This window comes from Rhizobium ecuadorense (assembly GCF_001187535.1).
In the GTDB taxonomy this organism is placed as follows: domain Bacteria; phylum Pseudomonadota; class Alphaproteobacteria; order Rhizobiales; family Rhizobiaceae; genus Rhizobium; species Rhizobium ecuadorense.
The window spans coordinates 93840-109983 of the sequence record NZ_LFIO01000074.1 but is presented as its reverse complement, the minus strand read 5'-3'; the positions used below and the strand labels follow the sequence as shown (position 1 = coordinate 109983).

14 protein-coding genes are annotated in these 16144 nt (G+C 62.4%); 9 read left to right on the top strand and 5 right to left on the bottom strand.

Translation table 11 applies throughout. The features are described from left to right. Nucleotide 1: 1 nt before the first annotated feature. The 5 genes from AF337_RS03530 to AF337_RS03510 all read right to left on the bottom strand — a co-directional run bounded on the left by AF337_RS03530 (nucleotide 2) and on the right by AF337_RS03510 (nucleotide 7138). Entirely contained in the window at nucleotides 2-1213 is a 1212-nt protein-coding gene (locus tag AF337_RS03530; RefSeq protein WP_049731086.1) for a mandelate racemase/muconate lactonizing enzyme family protein, read from the bottom strand. Beyond that, nucleotides 1210-2961, bottom strand: coding sequence for an ABC transporter ATP-binding protein (locus AF337_RS03525; RefSeq protein WP_049731085.1), 1752 nt, complete (start codon nucleotides 2959-2961; stop codon nucleotides 1210-1212). Before AF337_RS03525 ends, AF337_RS03530 begins: the two co-directional genes overlap by 4 nt. Nucleotides 2962-2968: 7 nt before the next feature. Further along, nucleotides 2969-4090: an ABC transporter permease gene (locus AF337_RS03520; protein ID WP_049731084.1), complete on the bottom strand. Its 1122-nt coding sequence runs from the start codon at nucleotides 4088-4090 to the stop codon at nucleotides 2969-2971. Nucleotides 4091-4098: 8 nt separating this feature from the next. Then, the gene (locus AF337_RS03515; RefSeq protein ID WP_049731083.1) at nucleotides 4099-5085 is read right to left on the bottom strand and encodes an ABC transporter permease; all 987 of its coding nucleotides are present in this window, start codon (nucleotides 5083-5085) and stop codon (nucleotides 4099-4101) included. A gap of 112 nt (nucleotides 5086-5197) precedes the next feature. Next, complete coding sequence (locus AF337_RS03510; protein ID WP_049731082.1) at nucleotides 5198-7138, bottom strand: ABC transporter substrate-binding protein; 1941 nt, start codon at nucleotides 7136-7138, stop codon at nucleotides 5198-5200. A gap of 303 nt (nucleotides 7139-7441) precedes the next feature. Here AF337_RS03510 and AF337_RS03505 point away from each other — a divergent pair, with 303 nt between their 5' ends. Genes AF337_RS03505 through AF337_RS03465 form a run of 9 tightly spaced genes read left to right on the top strand, consistent with a single transcriptional unit; the run spans nucleotide 7442 to nucleotide 16130 of the window. Then, nucleotides 7442-8161: a FadR/GntR family transcriptional regulator gene (locus AF337_RS03505; protein ID WP_017967398.1), complete on the top strand. Its 720-nt coding sequence runs from the start codon at nucleotides 7442-7444 to the stop codon at nucleotides 8159-8161. 14 nt (nucleotides 8162-8175) lie between these two features. Continuing rightward, nucleotides 8176-9006 (top strand): NAD-dependent epimerase/dehydratase family protein, encoded by an 831-nt coding sequence (locus AF337_RS03500; protein WP_049731140.1) that lies wholly within the window; start codon nucleotides 8176-8178, stop codon nucleotides 9004-9006. Next, nucleotides 9003-9878, top strand: coding sequence for an SMP-30/gluconolactonase/LRE family protein (locus tag AF337_RS03495; protein ID WP_049731081.1), 876 nt, complete (start codon nucleotides 9003-9005; stop codon nucleotides 9876-9878). Before AF337_RS03500 ends, AF337_RS03495 begins: the two co-directional genes overlap by 4 nt. A gap of 36 nt (nucleotides 9879-9914) precedes the next feature. Beyond that, nucleotides 9915-10868, top strand: coding sequence for a dihydrodipicolinate synthase family protein (locus AF337_RS03490; protein ID WP_049731080.1), 954 nt, complete (start codon nucleotides 9915-9917; stop codon nucleotides 10866-10868). Nucleotides 10869-10912: 44 nt separating this feature from the next. Beyond that, nucleotides 10913-12499, top strand: a complete 1587-nt coding sequence (locus tag AF337_RS03485; protein ID WP_049731079.1) for an ABC transporter substrate-binding protein — start codon at nucleotides 10913-10915, stop codon at nucleotides 12497-12499. Nucleotides 12500-12504: 5 nt separating this feature from the next. After that, complete coding sequence (locus AF337_RS03480) at nucleotides 12505-13599, top strand: ABC transporter permease (protein WP_049731078.1); 1095 nt, start codon at nucleotides 12505-12507, stop codon at nucleotides 13597-13599. Nucleotides 13600-13603: 4 nt separating this feature from the next. Further along, nucleotides 13604-14539, top strand: coding sequence for an ABC transporter permease (locus tag AF337_RS03475; protein ID WP_049731077.1), 936 nt, complete (start codon nucleotides 13604-13606; stop codon nucleotides 14537-14539). Continuing rightward, the gene (locus AF337_RS03470; protein ID WP_049731076.1) at nucleotides 14536-15390 is read left to right on the top strand and encodes an ABC transporter ATP-binding protein; all 855 of its coding nucleotides are present in this window, start codon (nucleotides 14536-14538) and stop codon (nucleotides 15388-15390) included. The genes AF337_RS03475 and AF337_RS03470 overlap by 4 nt, the downstream gene beginning before the upstream one ends. After that, a complete protein-coding gene (locus AF337_RS03465) occupies nucleotides 15387-16130 on the top strand; it encodes an ABC transporter ATP-binding protein (protein WP_049731075.1) in 744 nt (247 codons plus the stop codon). Before AF337_RS03470 ends, AF337_RS03465 begins: the two co-directional genes overlap by 4 nt. Nucleotides 16131-16144: the final 14 nt, after the last annotated feature.

The window sequence follows — 16144 nt, the reverse complement described above, 5'->3', positions numbered from 1 at the left end:
TCTAGCGATTGAAATAGCTGCGGCGCGCCACGCGCGTCTGCACGTAGACATGCTCGTTGTCGGTTCCGGCATTGTAGGCGCCGGTGGCTTGCGGCACCGAGACATTGCCGCCGCTCGGGAAGCGCGCCACGAATTCCTCGTCGATATCGCAGCCGAGCCCCGGGCCATCGGGAACGGCGATCAGGCCGTCGACCTGTTGCGGATGCGGCACGATCGTCTGGCGGCGGCCGTCCCAGTCATCGTCGAGGCGCTCGAGAATGAGGGCGTTCGGGATGGCCGCCAGCAGATGCAGGGCCGCATATTCCGCTACCGGCCCGAGCGAGCCGGAATGCGGCGCCATCTGGATATGATGGGCCTCGGCCATGGCGGCGATCTTCTTCATCTGGGTGATGCCGCCGGCCCGGCCGGTGTCGGGCTGGATTACGTCGACCAGTTCCTTCTCGATGAGTTCGCGCTCGCCGAAGATGGTCGCCGAGCGCTCGCCGGCCGCAAGCGGCACGTGAGCTGCGTCGCGGATGCGGCGGTAGCCGTCGATATTCTCCGGCGCGATCGGATCTTCCACCCACATCAGCTCATAGGGTTCGAGCGCGCGCACCAGCCGGCAGGCATCCGCAGGCGTCAGCCATGGCGGCCCATGCAGATCGATGGCGATATCCATGTCGTCGCCGACGGCATCGCGCAGCGCCGCGACCTTGCGGACCGGGTCGGCGACGCCGCCGCACTTGATCGCCTTGATGCCGCGCTCCTTGAGCGCAAGCGCCCGCTCGGGCGTATTCGCATGCGAGTAGATCGGAATCCGTTCGCGCACCTTACCGCCGAGCAGCATCCAGACAGGCACGCCGAGCGCCTTGCCCTTGATGTCCCAGAGCGCCATGTCGATGCCGGTCATCGCACCGCCTCCGACCGTCCCGAGCATGCCATGACCCATCATGGCGACATGCATCTTCTGCCACAACCGTTCGATATGGGCCGGATCCTCACCGATGAGGAGGGCCGCAAGATCATGGATCGCCGTCTCGACGACACGCGGCCAGCCCGAGCATTCGCCGATGCCGGTGATGCCCTCATCGGTATCGATCTTCAGAAAGAGCCAGTTCCGGGTGCCTCCGAACTGCTTGGAGGCCGCGCCGCCCGGACGATGATCGGAAGCCCAGTTCGAAGGATCGGGCTGACCGACGTGCATGAGAAACGTGCGGATTCCGGTGATTTTCATCTCTGAGAACTTCCATTCTTCAGATTGTCGGGCTTGAGATTGCCTTGCTTCAGGTTATCTGGCGCGACATAGCGGAAGCGTCTGGAATGATCGCGGTCGCGCGGATCGGGGCGCGGGATCGCCGATATCAGCGCCTGGGTGTAGGCATGCTCGGGTGTGCGGCAGACCTGTTCCGCCTCGCCGATTTCGACGAGCTGGCCTTTGTACATGACGCCGACACGGTCGCACATGTAGCGAATGACGCCGATATCATGACTGATGAAGATATAGGCGAGGCCAAGCTCGTCCTGCAGGCGCATCAGCAGGTCGAGCACCTGCGAACGCACCGAGACATCGAGCGCCGAGGTTGCCTCGTCGGCGACGATGACACGCGGATTGAGCGTGATGGCGCGGGCAATGCCGATGCGCTGACGCTGACCGCCGGAGAATGCGTGCGGGTAGCGTTCGCGCGCCCTCGGATCGAGGCCCACCTGCTCCATGAGGTGGCAGACCCGCTCATCCAGCGCCCGCCCTTTGGCGACGCCGTTGACGAGCAGCGGCTCGCCGATAATCTGCGAGACGGTCATGCGCGGGTTGAGCGAGCCGAAAGGATCCTGAAACACCATGCGCAATTCGCGGCGCGCCTCGGCCAGGGTCTGGCCTTTTGCCGTTGCCAGATCGATGATGCCGCCGTCGGCGCGGCGATAGAGAATTTCGCCTGCTGTCGGATCGAGCAGCCGCATGATCGAGCGGCCCATCGTCGTCTTGCCGGATCCGCTCTCGCCGACGATGCCGAGCGTCTCGCCCGGCAAAAGCGAGATGGAAACATCGTCCAGCGCTTTCACCTCGCCGAAATCCATCGAGACGTTGCGCAGCTCGAGGATCGGCGCCGCTGTCCTGTCGAGCGGCGCACGCGCCAGGCGGATTTCGGCCTTTTGCTCCAGCTTCAGCACCGAACCGATCAGCATACGGGTATAGTCGTCCTGCGGCGCATGAAAGATCTGCTCGACCGGCGCATATTCCTTGGCGACGCCGTGGTGCATGACAAGCACGTCGTCGGCGATCTGCGCCACGACGCCCATATCATGCGTGATGAACAGAACGGCCATGCCGTTGGCTTTCTGCAGCCGGGCGATCAGGTCGAGAATTTCCGCCTGCGTCGTCACGTCGAGGGCCGTGGTTGGCTCGTCGGCGATCAGGAGTTGCGGCTTGCAGGCGAGCGCCATGGCGATCATCGCGCGCTGGCGCATCCCGCCGGAATATTGGAAGGCATAGCGGTCCAATGCCTTTTCCGGAAAGGGAATCTCGACCTGCTTCAGCAGCGATATGGCCTCAGCGCGCGCCTCGGCCTTGCTCATCCTGGTGTGGAGGCGAAGCGCCTCGACGATCTGGTTGCCGACCGTGTGGATCGGCGACAGCGACGACATTGGCTCCTGGAATATCATGGCGATGTCGCGGCCGCGGATCGCCCGGATCTGGCGCCCGCGCGGATTGAGGCTGGTCAGATCGGTCGAGCCGCCGTTTTGATCGTTGAGGACGATCGATCCGGCCGCAATGCGGCCGGGCGCATCGACGATCTGCAGGATCGAACGCGCCGTCACCGACTTGCCGGATCCGCTTTCGCCAACGACACAGAGTGTCTTGCCCGGTTCGATCGAGAAAGACAGATCGCTGACGGCGCGGAAGACGCCGGTGCGCAGCGGAAATTCGACGGTCAGGTTTTTCACCTCGAGCAGCGGCCTGGCGGCAATGGGTACGATATCGGTCATGCCGGCCTCATTTGTTATAGGGATCGGCCGCATCGCGCAGGCCGTCGCCGAGGAGGTTGAGCGCCATCACGGCAACCACGACGGCGCAGCCGGGCATGAAGAGCCAGGGCGCGGTAGCGATCGAGCGAATGTTCTGGGCCTCGCGCAGCAGCACGCCCCAGGAGATGGTCGGCGGCTGCAGCCCGAGCCCGAGGAAGGAAAGCGAGGTCTCGGCAAGGATCATCGCCGGCACCGCAAGGGTGATCGATGCGATGATGTGGCTGGCAAAGCTCGGCAGCATGTGGCGAAAGATGATGCGTCTTTCGCGTACGCCGTCGAGTCTCGCGGCCGCCACAAACTCCTCCGTGCGCAGCGACAAGAAGCGGCCGCGCACCACACGGGCGAGTTGCGCCCAGCCGGTCAGCGACAGGATGATGGTGATCATCATATATTGCAGCGTCGCCGGCCAGTCCTGCGGCAGGGCCGCGGCCATGGCGAGCCAGATCGGGATCGTCGGCAGAGACAGCACGAAATCGATCACGCGCTGCATGATGAAATCGATGCGGCCGCCGTAATATCCCGAGATGCCGCCGATCACGATGCCGAGCATCAACGACAGGAAGACACCGACGAGGCCGATCGACAGGGAGACCTGCGCGCCCTGCACCGTCCGGCTGAAAACATCGCGCCCAAGCCTGTCGGCGCCGAAGAGAAGCAGCGGCGTGGTCTTGTCGGGCGAAGCAATCAGATGGATGTTGGTGTTGAACAGTCCAAAGACGGAATATTCATAGCCGCGCCCGAAGAACTGGACGTCGACGCGCTTCGTCGTGTCTTCCTTGAAGATGGCGGCCAGTGTTTCCGGATCGCGGGTCAGCTTCATCGGATAATAATGTGGGCCGAAGGAGAAGCCGTTCTCAGTATCGATCAGATGCAATTTTTGCGGTGGGTGAAAGGTCGCCCGGGCATTTTGCAGGTTCGGATCGTTGATGGCGAAGAAACCGGGGACCAGGGCGACGATATACATCATCACGGTGACGACGAGCGCCACCATGGCCAGCCGGTGTCGGCGGAAAGCCCACCAGATGAGCTGCCATTGCGATGCGACGGCGGCGCGATCCGGCTGTATATTTGTAACGGTGATGTCGGCCATATCGGCTCCTATTCCAACCGGATGCGGGGATCGACCAGCGCAAGCAGGATATCGCTGATCAGAGAGCCTATCAGCGTCAGCGCGCAGATGAGCAGAACGAAAGCGCCGGCCAGATACATGTCCTGGGCCATCAGCGCCTGCAGCAGCAAGGGTGCTGCCGTCGGCAGGTTGAGAACGATGGCGACGACGACCGAGCCGGAAATGAGGTTGGGCAGCAGCCAGGCAATCGTCGAGATGAACGGATTGAGCGCGATCATCATCGGGTATTTCATCAGCAGCCGGAACTCCGACAGACCTTTTGCCCGTGCTGTCGTCACGTAAGGCTTCGGCAGTTCATCGAGCATGTTGGCGCGCATGACGCGGATAAGGCTTGCTGTCGAGGAGACGGCGAGAATGATGACGGGAAGCCAGAGATGGGAGAAAAGATCGCCCATCTTGGCGAAGCTCCAGGCCGCGTTCTCGTATTCCGGCGAAAACAGGCCGCCGACATCCTGGCCGAATTCAACCGCCGCGACATACATCAGCACCAGCGCCAGCAGGAAGGACGGAACGGCCAGGCCGAAAAAGGTGAAGGCGGTGAAAAAATAGTCGCCGATCGAATATTTGCGCACGGCGGAATAGACGCCGATCGGCAGCGCGATCGCCCAGGTGGCGATCAATGTCGACAGAGCCAACACGAGCGTCAGCGCCATGCGCTCCCAGATCAGGTCCGAGACCGGCTGCTGCCACTCGAAGGAAATACCGAAATCGCCGCGCGAAAGGATGCCCCATATCCATTTGAAATATTGGACAAGCATCGGATCGCCGAGCCCGAAACGCTCACGCAGTTGCGCGGCCGTGTTCTGATCGACGATCTCGTTGGAGGCTGCCAGCGTTGCGATATAGGTGGTGACATAGTCGCCCGGCGGCAGCTGGATCAGTACGAAAGCGAGAAAGCTGACGGCGAAAAGCGATGGAATCATCCATAGCAAGCGTTTGGCGATGAAGACCAGCATGAGGCGCCTCTTGCACTAACGTTGCCCACCGGGCCTTGCCGGCCATCGGGGTCGGCAAGGGGAAGGCAAACCGAGGAAAGCGCCGTACCGTCGGTACGGCGCTCAGTCAAAATCAACTCGTGAAGGTGAACTGTTGCGGCATTGCCGGCCCCGGATTGGGCCAGGACCAGCTGTCCGGCTCCTTCTCGGGAACATTGCGCAGATTGTTGCGGATGATGCCGAAGCCGCCGACGGCCAGGCAAAGCCCGACGGTCTCGAATTCTTCCGCCGCGATATCGAAGATCTGCTTCATGATCGCACCGCGCTTGTCGAGGTCGGCCGTCGAACGCGCCTCGTCGAAGAGTTTCATCCGCTTCTTTTGGCTTTCCGGCGGTTCTTCGCCGCGTGCGCCGTTGGAGGTGTACCAAAGCGTCCATGGAATGGCGTAACGCGACCCCTGAGGATGGAAGGCAAAGAAATCGCGCGGATCGAGCATCGGATCGAGGCCGCCGGGGCCAGGCCATACCTGCGCGTCATGGGCATTGTCGTCGCCGCGGGTGTAATAAAGCGCCCGCTCGATCGTGTTGACCTTCATGTCGATGCCGATCTGCGCCCAATGCGTCTTGACCAGTTCGAGCGCGTCGACGAGGTCGGGATAGAGCGTCGGAATGACGTCGATCGAGAAGAACACCTTCTGGCCGTCCGGCCGGAGGCGGAAGCCGTCGCCGCCTTTCTTGTAGCCGGCCTCATCGAGCATCGCGCCCGCCTTGTCGGCGTCAAATTCGGTGAACTGGCGCGCATATTTCTCGTTATACCAGGGATGGGTCGGACGCGGCCCGGCCTGATAGGGTTCGCTCTGCCCGAAATAGACGATGTCGATGAGTTCCGGCCGATTGATGCCGATCGACAGCGCCTGACGGAACGCCTTGTCCGCAAACATCTTGCGCATCGCCGGATCTTTGTGGGTTATGTTGAAATAGATCTGGCACTGCTGCGAGGCCGAAGGCACGAGCGTCAGCAGGCGATAATCGCCTTTTTCCATGTTCTTCGACAGCGTCGGCTTGTTGGCAAGCACGCTGATATGGCGTTCCTGGATGTCGATCTTACCCGAGATGACATTCAGCATCAGCGATTCGACGTCCTGCGAGATGCCGAAATTGATTTCGTCGATATAGGGAAGCTGATTGCCCTCGGTGTCGACCTGCCAGAAATAGGGGTTTCGGGTCATGACAACACGCGTCGCACCACCGGCATAGGGCTCCTTGACCACCCATGGATCGAGCGTCGGCTTGTCGACATTGCCCCAGCGTGATGGGATCTCGATGTCACCGCAGCGGCTGCGGAACAGTTCCGTCCAGCTGGTGACGCCGGCCTTCTTCGCGTCGGCTTCGATGTTGGGGTTATATTTCGGCAGGAACTGGCTGCAGTAATGCTTCGGAAAGAGCGTCGGATGCTGACCGAGCGGCGTGGCGAGATTTTCGAGATAAAGGGCGTTGGCCGCCGCAAAGGTGAACTTCACGGTATAATCGTCGACCTTCTCGACGGTGACCGGCTTGCCGGCGACGGCAAGCTGCGCCGGTGTCGAGCTGTAGAGTTCGGTGTTCTTGACGCAGTCTTCGATCGCAAAAACCACGTCATCGGCCGTAAAGGGATGGCCGTCCGACCAGCGCACGCCTTCGATCAGATGGAAGGTGAATTGCGTCGCGTCGTCGCTGACTTCCCAGCGCTCGGCAAGGTTCGGCTCCACGGCGGTAAATTCGAGGTTCCAGCGCACCAGGCTCTGGTTGCCGACCATGCGCAGGATGCCGTTGTGGTCGGACGAACCGCGAAGGCCGCGGCGCAGCGAGCCGCCATAGGTGCCGACCTTCTCGTACGGCTTGACGACCATCGGCTTCTTCGGCAGCCGCTCGGCGAGCGGCGGCAGTTTTCCGTCCTTCACAAGCTGCGCAAGTGCCGGCGCTTCGCCGCCTGCGGCGGCAGAGACGCGACCGGCGATGGACAAGGCTGCGACGCCCGCCATGCCACCAAGCACAGTGCGGCGGGTAACGCCGCGCGACAGAATTTCATTGGGCATCGAGTTCCTCCCTTTCTAAGCCGGCACACCTTTTGAACCGGCTGATGCGGCAGGCTCCCGACCTGCCGCCCGCACCCTCCTCGGCGCTGGGACCGAACCATAGACACGTTCCCAAATGATTACAAGAGTTGACAGATAATTACAAATTTTGTAGCGATGCTGCAATGGAACCGGGTTTTCCCGCGCCGATAGCAAGGCAGAAGCGAATAAATGACAGAAATCTGTCAGAAGCTGTACACTTCCACGCAGACGGCATCGGTCGGCAGTTGCAAGAGCCCATAGCGTTCAGAGAAAAGGACGATAATGACATTCGCGGTCGACGCCGTTTCGAACAGGGGCGCAACGCGCTTCAGCGACATCATCTACGAGAAGATCGTGGGGATGATCGCCGACGGCAATTTTCCGGTGAACGAACGGCTGCCGTCGGAGACCAAGCTCGCCGCCGATTTCGGCGCATCGAGGCCTGTCGTTCGCGAAGCGCTCGAACGCCTGAGAGCCGATGGCCTGGTCGTTTCGCGCAAGGGCTCGGGCTCCTATGTCAGGCAAAGACCGGACTCGTCGATGCTGAAAATGGTGCCTGTGGGATCACTCGCCGATGTCCAGCGGTTCTTTGAGTTCCGCGCCGGCCTCGAGGCCGAGGCGGCGGAGCTTGCCGCGCGAAACTGGCAGCCGGCCGACAAGGAGAGGATTACGGCAGCGCTTCTTTCGATCGAGCAATGTCTGCGAAACGGAGAGCTCGGCGCCGAGGAGGATCAGGTTCTGCATGATGCCATCGCCATGGCGACCGGCAACCAGTTCCACATCACCGTTCGCGAATGGTTCAGGCCGCATTTCGCCATCGGGCATTCCGTCACGCGAAGCCTGAGCTTGAAACGGACGCTGGAGCAGATTCGCAGCGTCCAGGACGAGCATGCGGTGATCGTCGAGGCGATCTTCGCACGGCGGGAAACCGAAGCGCACGATGCGATGAAGAAACACATACTGAACGCCCGCGCCCGCATGTTTCAGGGGGTTGAGCGATAATGGAAGGACGGATGATGAAACGGATCGCTGTGACGGGGGCTACTGGGCGTGTCGGAACGCTGCTGCGCCCGCTGCTCCGCTCGCATTTCGAGCACGTCAGCCTGATCGATCTGCAGGAGCCCAACGGGCTTGGCGAAAACGAGACCTTCGTAAGAGCCGACCTTACAAAGCTCGACGAGGCAACGGCTGCCCTGAAGGATATCGACGGCGTCGTTCATCTCGCCGGCATCGCCAGCGGCATCGACATGAACGCCATTCTGCACGCAAATGTGCTTGGGACCTACAATCTCTACGAAGCGGCACGGATCAACAAGGTCGAGCGGGTCGTCTATGCATCGAGCAACCATGCGACCGGCTTCTATCCGCGTGGCGAAATCATCTCGCCGCTCGATCCCATGCGCCCTGACAGCCCCTATGGGCTTTCCAAATGCTGGGGCGAACTGGTGGCGGGACTCTACTACGACACCTCGGGCATTCGCTCCCTTTCCATCCGTATCGGCAATGCCGGCACCTATCCCAACAGCGAGCGATCGGTCGCCATCTGGATCAGCGCACGCGACCTGGCGCAACTGGTGCGGATCGGGCTCACTCATCCGTTGATCGCCGCGACGGTGGTCTACGGTGTTTCCGATACCGACGAGAAATGGTGGGACAATGATCTGGCGAGGAGGCTCGGCTACCAACCGGAAGACCGGCCGCGCGATCACGCCCGCATCGAACAGGGGGCCGAAGGGCCGGTCGCGCTTGCGTTCCAGGGTGGCGGATTTTGTGAGATCAACCACGACGGCACCATCCGCATGCGTGACGCCGAAGGTTTGGCCAAAAGCCTGGAGGCGGCCGAATGACGGCGCCTCGGATCATCCACTCGCAAGTCCGTTCCGTGATCGAGCAACCGCTGACGGTCGGTGAATCGCCGGTATGGGACGACGAGACCGGCACGCTGTGGTTCGTCGACATTCTGGCTCCGGCCGTCGTGCGGCTCTCGGCTTCGGGAAAGATCGACCGCTTCGACATGCCGGCGGCGGTCGGCAGCCTCGGGCTTTGCCGCGATCACAGGATCGTCGTCGGCCTCCAGACGGGCATCCATCTCTTCGATCCGGCCTCCCGCGATATCGAATTCCTATGCGACCCGGTCGGGCGCGAGATGATTGGCCGGCTCAATGATGGAAAGGTCGGCCCGGACGGACATTTCTGGGTCGGCTCGATCAGCGAAGCGAAGCCGCAGATCGAAGAGGCCGCTCTTTACCGCGTCGGCGCCGATGGCAGCACGCGGACGGTTGCAACGGGACTGACGAGCTCCAATGGCCTCGCCTGGTCGCCGGACGGCCGGCAGATGTATCACTCCGACAGCCGCCAATGTTTCCTGCAGGCATTCGACTTCGATCCTGAGACGGGCAGCCTCGGTGAAGGACGTCGCCTGCGCGGCTTCACCGAAGAAGAGGGGCGGCCGGACGGGGCGACGACCGATCGCGATGGATTTTACTGGAGCGCCGGCGTCTCCGCCGGCCGCCTCAACCGCATATCGAGCGAAGGCGAAATCGTCGAGATCTACATTCTGCCGGTCCCGGCACCGACAATGCCGTGTTTCGGGGGGCCGGATCTCCGGACCCTCTTCGTCACCAGCCTGTCGACGGACCGCACCGGACGTTTCGAGGCGGGCACGGTCATCGCCTTCGATGTGGATGCGGAGGGGCTGCCGCCCTTCCGCTTCGGATGACGATCATCTGGATGGAAAGCTAACGGGGAAAGAAAAATGAGCATCGCGATCATGCGCAAGGCGCTTACGGGCGTGTCGGGCGTTCCCGTCACGGCCTATGACGGCAAAGGCGAAGTCGAACCTCGGATTACGGCCAAGGTTTATGCGCGGGTAGCGGCAGCGGGCATTCACAACATCGTCGCTGCCGGCAATACCGGTGAATTCTATGCCCTGACGCCGCAGGAAATCCGGATCGTCCACGAGGCGGCCGTCTCGGGCGTCGACGGCCGGGCGCCGGTGACGGCGGCCATCGGCCGGTCGCTGCGCGAGGCGATCGGCATGGCGAGGGATGCGGCGGCGATGGGCGCCTCCGCCGTCATGTCGCATCAGCCGGTCGATCCTTTCGCGGCACCTTCGGCCCAGATCGGCTACTTCTGCAATCTTGCCGACGCGTCCACCCTGCCGCTCGTCGCCTATGTCAGGGCCGAAGGTTTCGGTGTCGAGGATATCGTCCGTCTCGCCAACCACGGCAATATTGCTGGCATCAAGTTCGCCACGACCGATCTGATGCTGCTGTCGCGGGCGATCCCCGCGGCCGATCCTGATGGCGCGCTGTTCGTCTGCGGCCTGGCGGAGAGTTGGGCGCCGACATTCACCGCAGCCGGCGCGCGCGGTTTCACTTCTGGCCTCGTCAACGTTGCGCCGCGGCTTTCGCTTGCCGTCCACGCCGCGCTCGAAAAAGGCGACTTTGCCGCGGCACGGGCGATCGTCAACACGCTCGAACCATTCGAGCGGATGCGGACGAAATTCCGCAACGGCGCCAACGTGACCGTCGTGAAAGAGGCCGTCACCTATTCCGGCCTCGATGTCGGCCCCGTGCGCGTGCCGGGATTGCCGCTGCTCGACCAGCAAGATCGTGAGGAACTTCATCGGCTGCTTCGAGGTTGGGAGGCCGAGGGCAGCATTCAAACGGATCCGGAGCGCCAGCAATCTGCCAAGGCGGCCGGCTGAACTCAACGGTATTTTCGCAAATAATAGGATTGGGAGGTCTAGAGATGCTGAAACAGCTACTGACAACGATCGCAATTACCGGCGCCCTGATGGCGACGCAGCCTGCCTGGGCGGCATCGCCGCCCAATATGCTCGTGATTGGCACCAATCTCACCGGTATCCGCACGCTCGATCCGGCCCAGAACAATGCCCGCACGGTTTCCGAGCTGATCTCGAACCTCTACGACAACCTCGTGCAACTGTCGCCTGACGATCTCAAGACGCTGAAGCCGATGCTTGCAACGAAATGGAGCGTCTCGCCGGACGGCAAGATCATCACACTGACCCTGCGCGACGACGCCGTCTTCCAGAGCGGCAACAAGGTGACCGCCGAGGATGCCGCCTGGTCGATCCAGCGCGTCATCAAGATGGGCCAGGTCGGCTCCACCGACGTCGCACTCTGGGGGTTCACGCCCGAAAACGTCGAAAAGCTCGTTCGCGCAGAGGACGACCATACGCTGGAGATCGAGCTGCCGCAGTCGGTGAATACCGACCTGGTGCTCTATTCGCTGGCCGGCTCGTCGATCGGCATCGTCGACAAGAAGACGGTGCTGTCGCATGAGGCGAACGGTGATTTCGGCGGCGCCTGGCTTTCGGCCAATTCCGCCGGCAGCGGTCCGTTCAGCCTGGCGCAGTGGCGGCCGAACGACGTGGCGATCTTCAACGCGCAGCCGAAATATTGGGGCGGCAAGCCGGCCATGGCCCGCGTCGTGGCCCGCCACATTCCCGAATCCGGCAATCTCCGGCTGCAGCTCGAAGCCGGCGACGTCGATGTCGGCCAGTATGTGGCAAGCGGCGATCTCGATGCGCTGTCCACCAACAAGGATATGGTCATCGACAATGTCCCGGGTCTCGGCTTCTATTACATCGCCCTCAACCAGAAAGACCCTGATCTGCAGAAGCCGAAGGTTCGCGAGGCCTTCCAACACGCCTTCGACTGGAAGGCGATCTCCGGCAATATCATGCGCCACACCGGCTTTCCCTGGCAGTCGATGATCCCGCGCGGCATGATCGGCGCGCCCGATGAGGCTGCCGCCCGCTACGATTACGACCCCGCCAAAGCCAAGCAGCTGCTGGCGGAGGCCGGATATCCCAACGGCCTGAAGAAGGTGCTCAATCCGTCGGGTGCCCCGACCCTGCCCTTCGCCGAAGCGCTGCAGGCGAGCGCCCGGGCCGCCGGCCTCGAACTCGATCTGGTGCCCGGCGAATTCACGCCCGCCTTCCGCGAGCGCAAATTCGAAGTGTTGCTCGGCAATTCCGGCGCCCGTCTGCCCGATCCTTTCGCCGTCGCCACGCAATATGCCTACAACCCAGACAATAGCGACGAGGCGCGCCTCGGCAGCTATTATCTCTGGCGCACGGGCATGAAGGTGGACGAGCTCAACACGCTCATCGATCAATCGATGAAGGAGCGGGACACGGAAAAGCGCACCGATATCTTCAAGAAGATGGACGGCATCTACGCCGGCATGGCCGCACCGCTCGTCATCTTCTTCCAGCGAACCGACCCCTATGTCATGCGCGCCAACGTCAAGGGTTATCACGGCCATACGACCTGGTCGACGCGCTGGCATGACGTGACCAAGGAGTAGAGCGCGTGGCAAGCGCCGATCTGACATCGAAGCAGGAGAGCCGTCATTCCAGGGCGGGCGGGTTTGCCGATGCGGCCCCGCACCCCTTGACGAGCCTGCTGCGGCGCCTGGCAGGGCGCGTGGTGGCTATCGTCACCACGCTGCTCGGCCTGCTTTTCCTAACCTTTTCGATGGGCCGTCTGCTGCCTGCCGATCCGGTACTGGCCATCACCGGGGCGGAGGTCAGCAAGGAGGTCTATGATCGGGTCTATAACGAGTTGGGACTTGGGCAGCCGATCTGGATGCAGTTCTTCTCCTATGTCGGGAAGGTCGCCACAGGCGATCTCGGCACGGCGGCGACGACGGGCCAGCCGATCCTCACCGATCTCATGACGATCTTTCCCGCCACGATCGAGCTTGCGATCATCGCCATGATCATCGGCGCCGTCATCGGTATTCCCTTAGGCGTCACGGCTGCCGTCAGGCGCGGAACGATCATCGATCATATCGCCCGGATCGTCGCGCTTGCCGGCCACTCCATCCCGATCTTCTGGACCGGGCTGATGGCGCTCTTCCTGTTCTACGCCAAGCTGAAACTCGTCGGCGCATCCGGCCGGATCGACGTCTTCTACGAGGGCCTCGTCACGCCGATGACCGGCTTTCTGCTGATCGACGCGGCGATACAGGGCCAATGGGACGTTTTTCACAACGCGCTCGGCCACATCATCCTGCCGGCGGCGATCCTCGGTTATTACTCCGTCGCCTATATCAGCCGCATGTCGCGGAGTTTCATGCTGGAGCAACTGAGCCAGGAATATATCATCACCGCGCGGGCCAAGGGGCTCGGCACCCGCAAGGTCGTCTGGCGCCATGCCTTCCGGAACATCCGCGTGCAGCTCCTGACGATCCTGGCGCTGACCTTCGGCGGGCTGCTCGAAGGCGCGGTGCTGATCGAGACGGTTTTCGGCTGGCCGGGGCTCGGCCAGTACCTCACCCGCGGCCTGCAGATGAACGACATGAACGTCGTGATGGGTTCGGTGCTGACGATCGGCGCCGTTTTCCTGACCATCAACATCCTGTCGGACGTCCTCTATCGCATTCTTGACCCGAGAACACGGTGACGCCATGACGATCTCCACCGAAGACATCGACAGCACCAATCCCGGCGGATTTCGCAGTTGGTTGCGGGCGCCGGAACCTCAGGGCTGGTTTCAGTCGTCGATGCAGCAGATCCACCAGGGTTGGCTGAAGTTCAGCCTGCATCCGCTTGGTTTGGTGGGCCTGTTTATCATCGTCCTCCTCATCGTTGTGGCGACGGCCGCGCCTCTGCTGACGAGCTACGATCCGATCGTGCAGGATATGGCCGGGCGGCTGGCGCCGCCGTCGGCAGCCCATTTTCTCGGCACCGACAATTTCGGCCGCGACGTCTTTGCCCGGGTAATCTACGGCGCCCGCACGACGCTCTACATCATCATGCTGGTGACGATTATCGTCGCACCACTCGGCCTGCTGATCGGCACGGTCTCGGGTTATTTCGGCGGTATCGTCGATGAAATCCTGATGCGCGTCACCGATATCTTTCTCTCCTTTCCCGGACTGGTGCTGGCGCTGGGTTTTGCCGCGGCCCTCGGCCCGGGCATCACCAACGCCATCATCGCCATTTCGCTGACGGCCTGGCCGCCGATCGCCCGGCTGGCGCGCGCCGAAACGCTCAGCCTGCGCAAGGCGGATTATATCGCCGCCGTGCGTCTGCAGGGCGCGACATCACTTGCGATCATCACCCGCCACATCCTGCCGATGTGCATTCCCTCGGTGATCGTCCGCGTCACCCTCAACATGGCCGGCATCATCATCACGGCCGCCGGTCTCGGCTTTCTCGGCCTCGGCGCGCAGCCGCCATGGCCGGAATGGGGCTCGATGGCCGCCAGCGGCCGCGAGTTCATGCTCGACAGCCCCTGGGTGATCGCCGCACCTGGTATCGCCATTGCACTCGTCAGCCTCGCCTTCAATCTCGTCGGCGATGCTCTTCGCGACGTGCTCGACCCGAGAGGTTCGGAATGACAGAGCCCCTGATCGATATCCGCAACCTCGAAATCGCCTATGGCGGCGGCCACATGCGCGCGGTGCGCGGCGTCAGTTTCGCGCTCGGGCAGGAAAAACTCGGCATCGTCGGCGAATCCGGATCGGGAAAATCGACCGTCGGCCGGGCGATCATGAAACTGCTGCCGCCGACCGCGGTGGTCAGCGCCGAGCGAATGACATTTCGCGACGTCGACCTCATCAAGGCGGATGAACGAAAGATGATGACGATCCGGGGACGGCGGATCGGCCTGATCCTGCAGGACCCGAAATATTCGCTCAATCCGGTTATGCGCATCGGCGAACAGATCGCCGAGACCTACCGCTTCCACCATCCCAAGGTCAGCGCGAAACAGACCTACGCCCAAGCGCTCGATATGCTCGAAGCGGTGCAGATCCGCGATCCCGAGCGCGTCGCCCGCCTCTATCCGCACGAAATATCGGGCGGCATGGGCCAGCGCGTGATGATCGCCATGATGCTGATCGCCGAACCGGAAGTGCTGATCGCCGACGAGCCGACATCAGCGCTTGATGTCACGGTCAGGCTCGAGATCCTGGCCCTGCTCGACGAACTCGTTTCACGCCGCAATCTCGGCCTGATCTTCATCAGCCATGACCTCAACCTCATCCGGAATTTCTGCGACCGCGTCCTCATCATGTATGCCGGCCGCGTCGTGGAAGTGCTGGAGGCGCGCGATCTCGACAAGGCGAAACACCCTTATACGCAAGGGCTTCTGGCCTCCCTGCCGACGATAGAGGATCCGCCGGCCCGGCTCCCGATCCTGACGCGCGATCCCGCCTGGCTCAATGACCTCGCGGAGGCGCCACGATGATCCGGATCGACAATCTCACCATCCGTTTCGGACACGGCCAGCGGCCCGTCGTCAGAGACGTCAACCTCGCCATCGAGAGCGGCACGGCCTTTGGCCTCGTCGGCGAATCCGGCTGCGGCAAATCCACAGTTCTCCGGGCGCTCTCCGGTCTCAACGCCAATTATGACGGTCACATCGAACTCCAGGGCGAGACGCTGGAGCGCCAGCGCAGCCGGCCGTTCTATCGGCGAGTGCAGATGGTGTTTCAGGACCCATACGGATCGCTCCATCCGCGCAAGACCATCCGCTCGCAACTGCAGGAGCCGCTGCGCAACCAGGGGCTCGACACCAATTCGGTCGACGTCAACGCCGTGCTGCGATCGGTCGGCCTCGATCCGGCGCTAAGCTATCGGTTTCCGCATCAACTCTCCGGCGGCCAGCGCCAGCGCGTGGCGATCGCCCGGGCCTTGATGCTCAATCCCGACGTGCTGCTTCTCGACGAGCCGACATCGGCGCTCGACGTTTCGGTGCAGGCCGAAATCCTCAATCTGTTGCAGGATCTGCGCAAGGAGCGCGGCCTCACCTATCTGCTCGTCAGCCACGATCTCGCCGTCGTCTCCCACATGTGCAGCCGCGTCGCCATCATGGAGGCGGGCGAGATCGTCGAACAGGTCGATATCGAGGCATTGCGAAGAGGTGCGGTCGAACACCCCTATTCGCAACGCCTGTTGCGCGCGAGCCGGATGTACGGAAGGGCGTAGCCATCGATCGGCAC

What these genes read in the sequence shown, in the direction of transcription:
- AF337_RS03530 (WP_049731086.1), bottom strand. Translation starts at nt 1,213, where the DNA reads ATGAAAATCACCGGAATCCGCACGTTTCTCATGCACGTCGGTCAGCCC.
- AF337_RS03525 (WP_049731085.1), bottom strand. Translation starts at nt 2,961, where the DNA reads ATGACCGATATCGTACCCATTGCCGCCAGGCCGCTGCTCGAGGTGAAA.
- AF337_RS03520 (WP_049731084.1), bottom strand. Translation starts at nt 4,090, where the DNA reads ATGGCCGACATCACCGTTACAAATATACAGCCGGATCGCGCCGCCGTC.
- AF337_RS03515 (WP_049731083.1), bottom strand. Translation starts at nt 5,085, where the DNA reads ATGCTGGTCTTCATCGCCAAACGCTTGCTATGGATGATTCCATCGCTT.
- AF337_RS03510 (WP_049731082.1), bottom strand. Translation starts at nt 7,138, where the DNA reads ATGCCCAATGAAATTCTGTCGCGCGGCGTTACCCGCCGCACTGTGCTT.
- AF337_RS03505 (WP_017967398.1), top strand. Translation starts at nt 7,442, where the DNA reads ATGACATTCGCGGTCGACGCCGTTTCGAACAGGGGCGCAACGCGCTTC.
- AF337_RS03500 (WP_049731140.1), top strand. Translation starts at nt 8,176, where the DNA reads ATGAAACGGATCGCTGTGACGGGGGCTACTGGGCGTGTCGGAACGCTG.
- AF337_RS03495 (WP_049731081.1), top strand. Translation starts at nt 9,003, where the DNA reads ATGACGGCGCCTCGGATCATCCACTCGCAAGTCCGTTCCGTGATCGAG.
- AF337_RS03490 (WP_049731080.1), top strand. Translation starts at nt 9,915, where the DNA reads ATGAGCATCGCGATCATGCGCAAGGCGCTTACGGGCGTGTCGGGCGTT.
- AF337_RS03485 (WP_049731079.1), top strand. Translation starts at nt 10,913, where the DNA reads ATGCTGAAACAGCTACTGACAACGATCGCAATTACCGGCGCCCTGATG.
- AF337_RS03475 (WP_049731077.1), top strand. Translation starts at nt 13,604, where the DNA reads ATGACGATCTCCACCGAAGACATCGACAGCACCAATCCCGGCGGATTT.
- AF337_RS03470 (WP_049731076.1), top strand. Translation starts at nt 14,536, where the DNA reads ATGACAGAGCCCCTGATCGATATCCGCAACCTCGAAATCGCCTATGGC.
- AF337_RS03465 (WP_049731075.1), top strand. Translation starts at nt 15,387, where the DNA reads ATGATCCGGATCGACAATCTCACCATCCGTTTCGGACACGGCCAGCGG.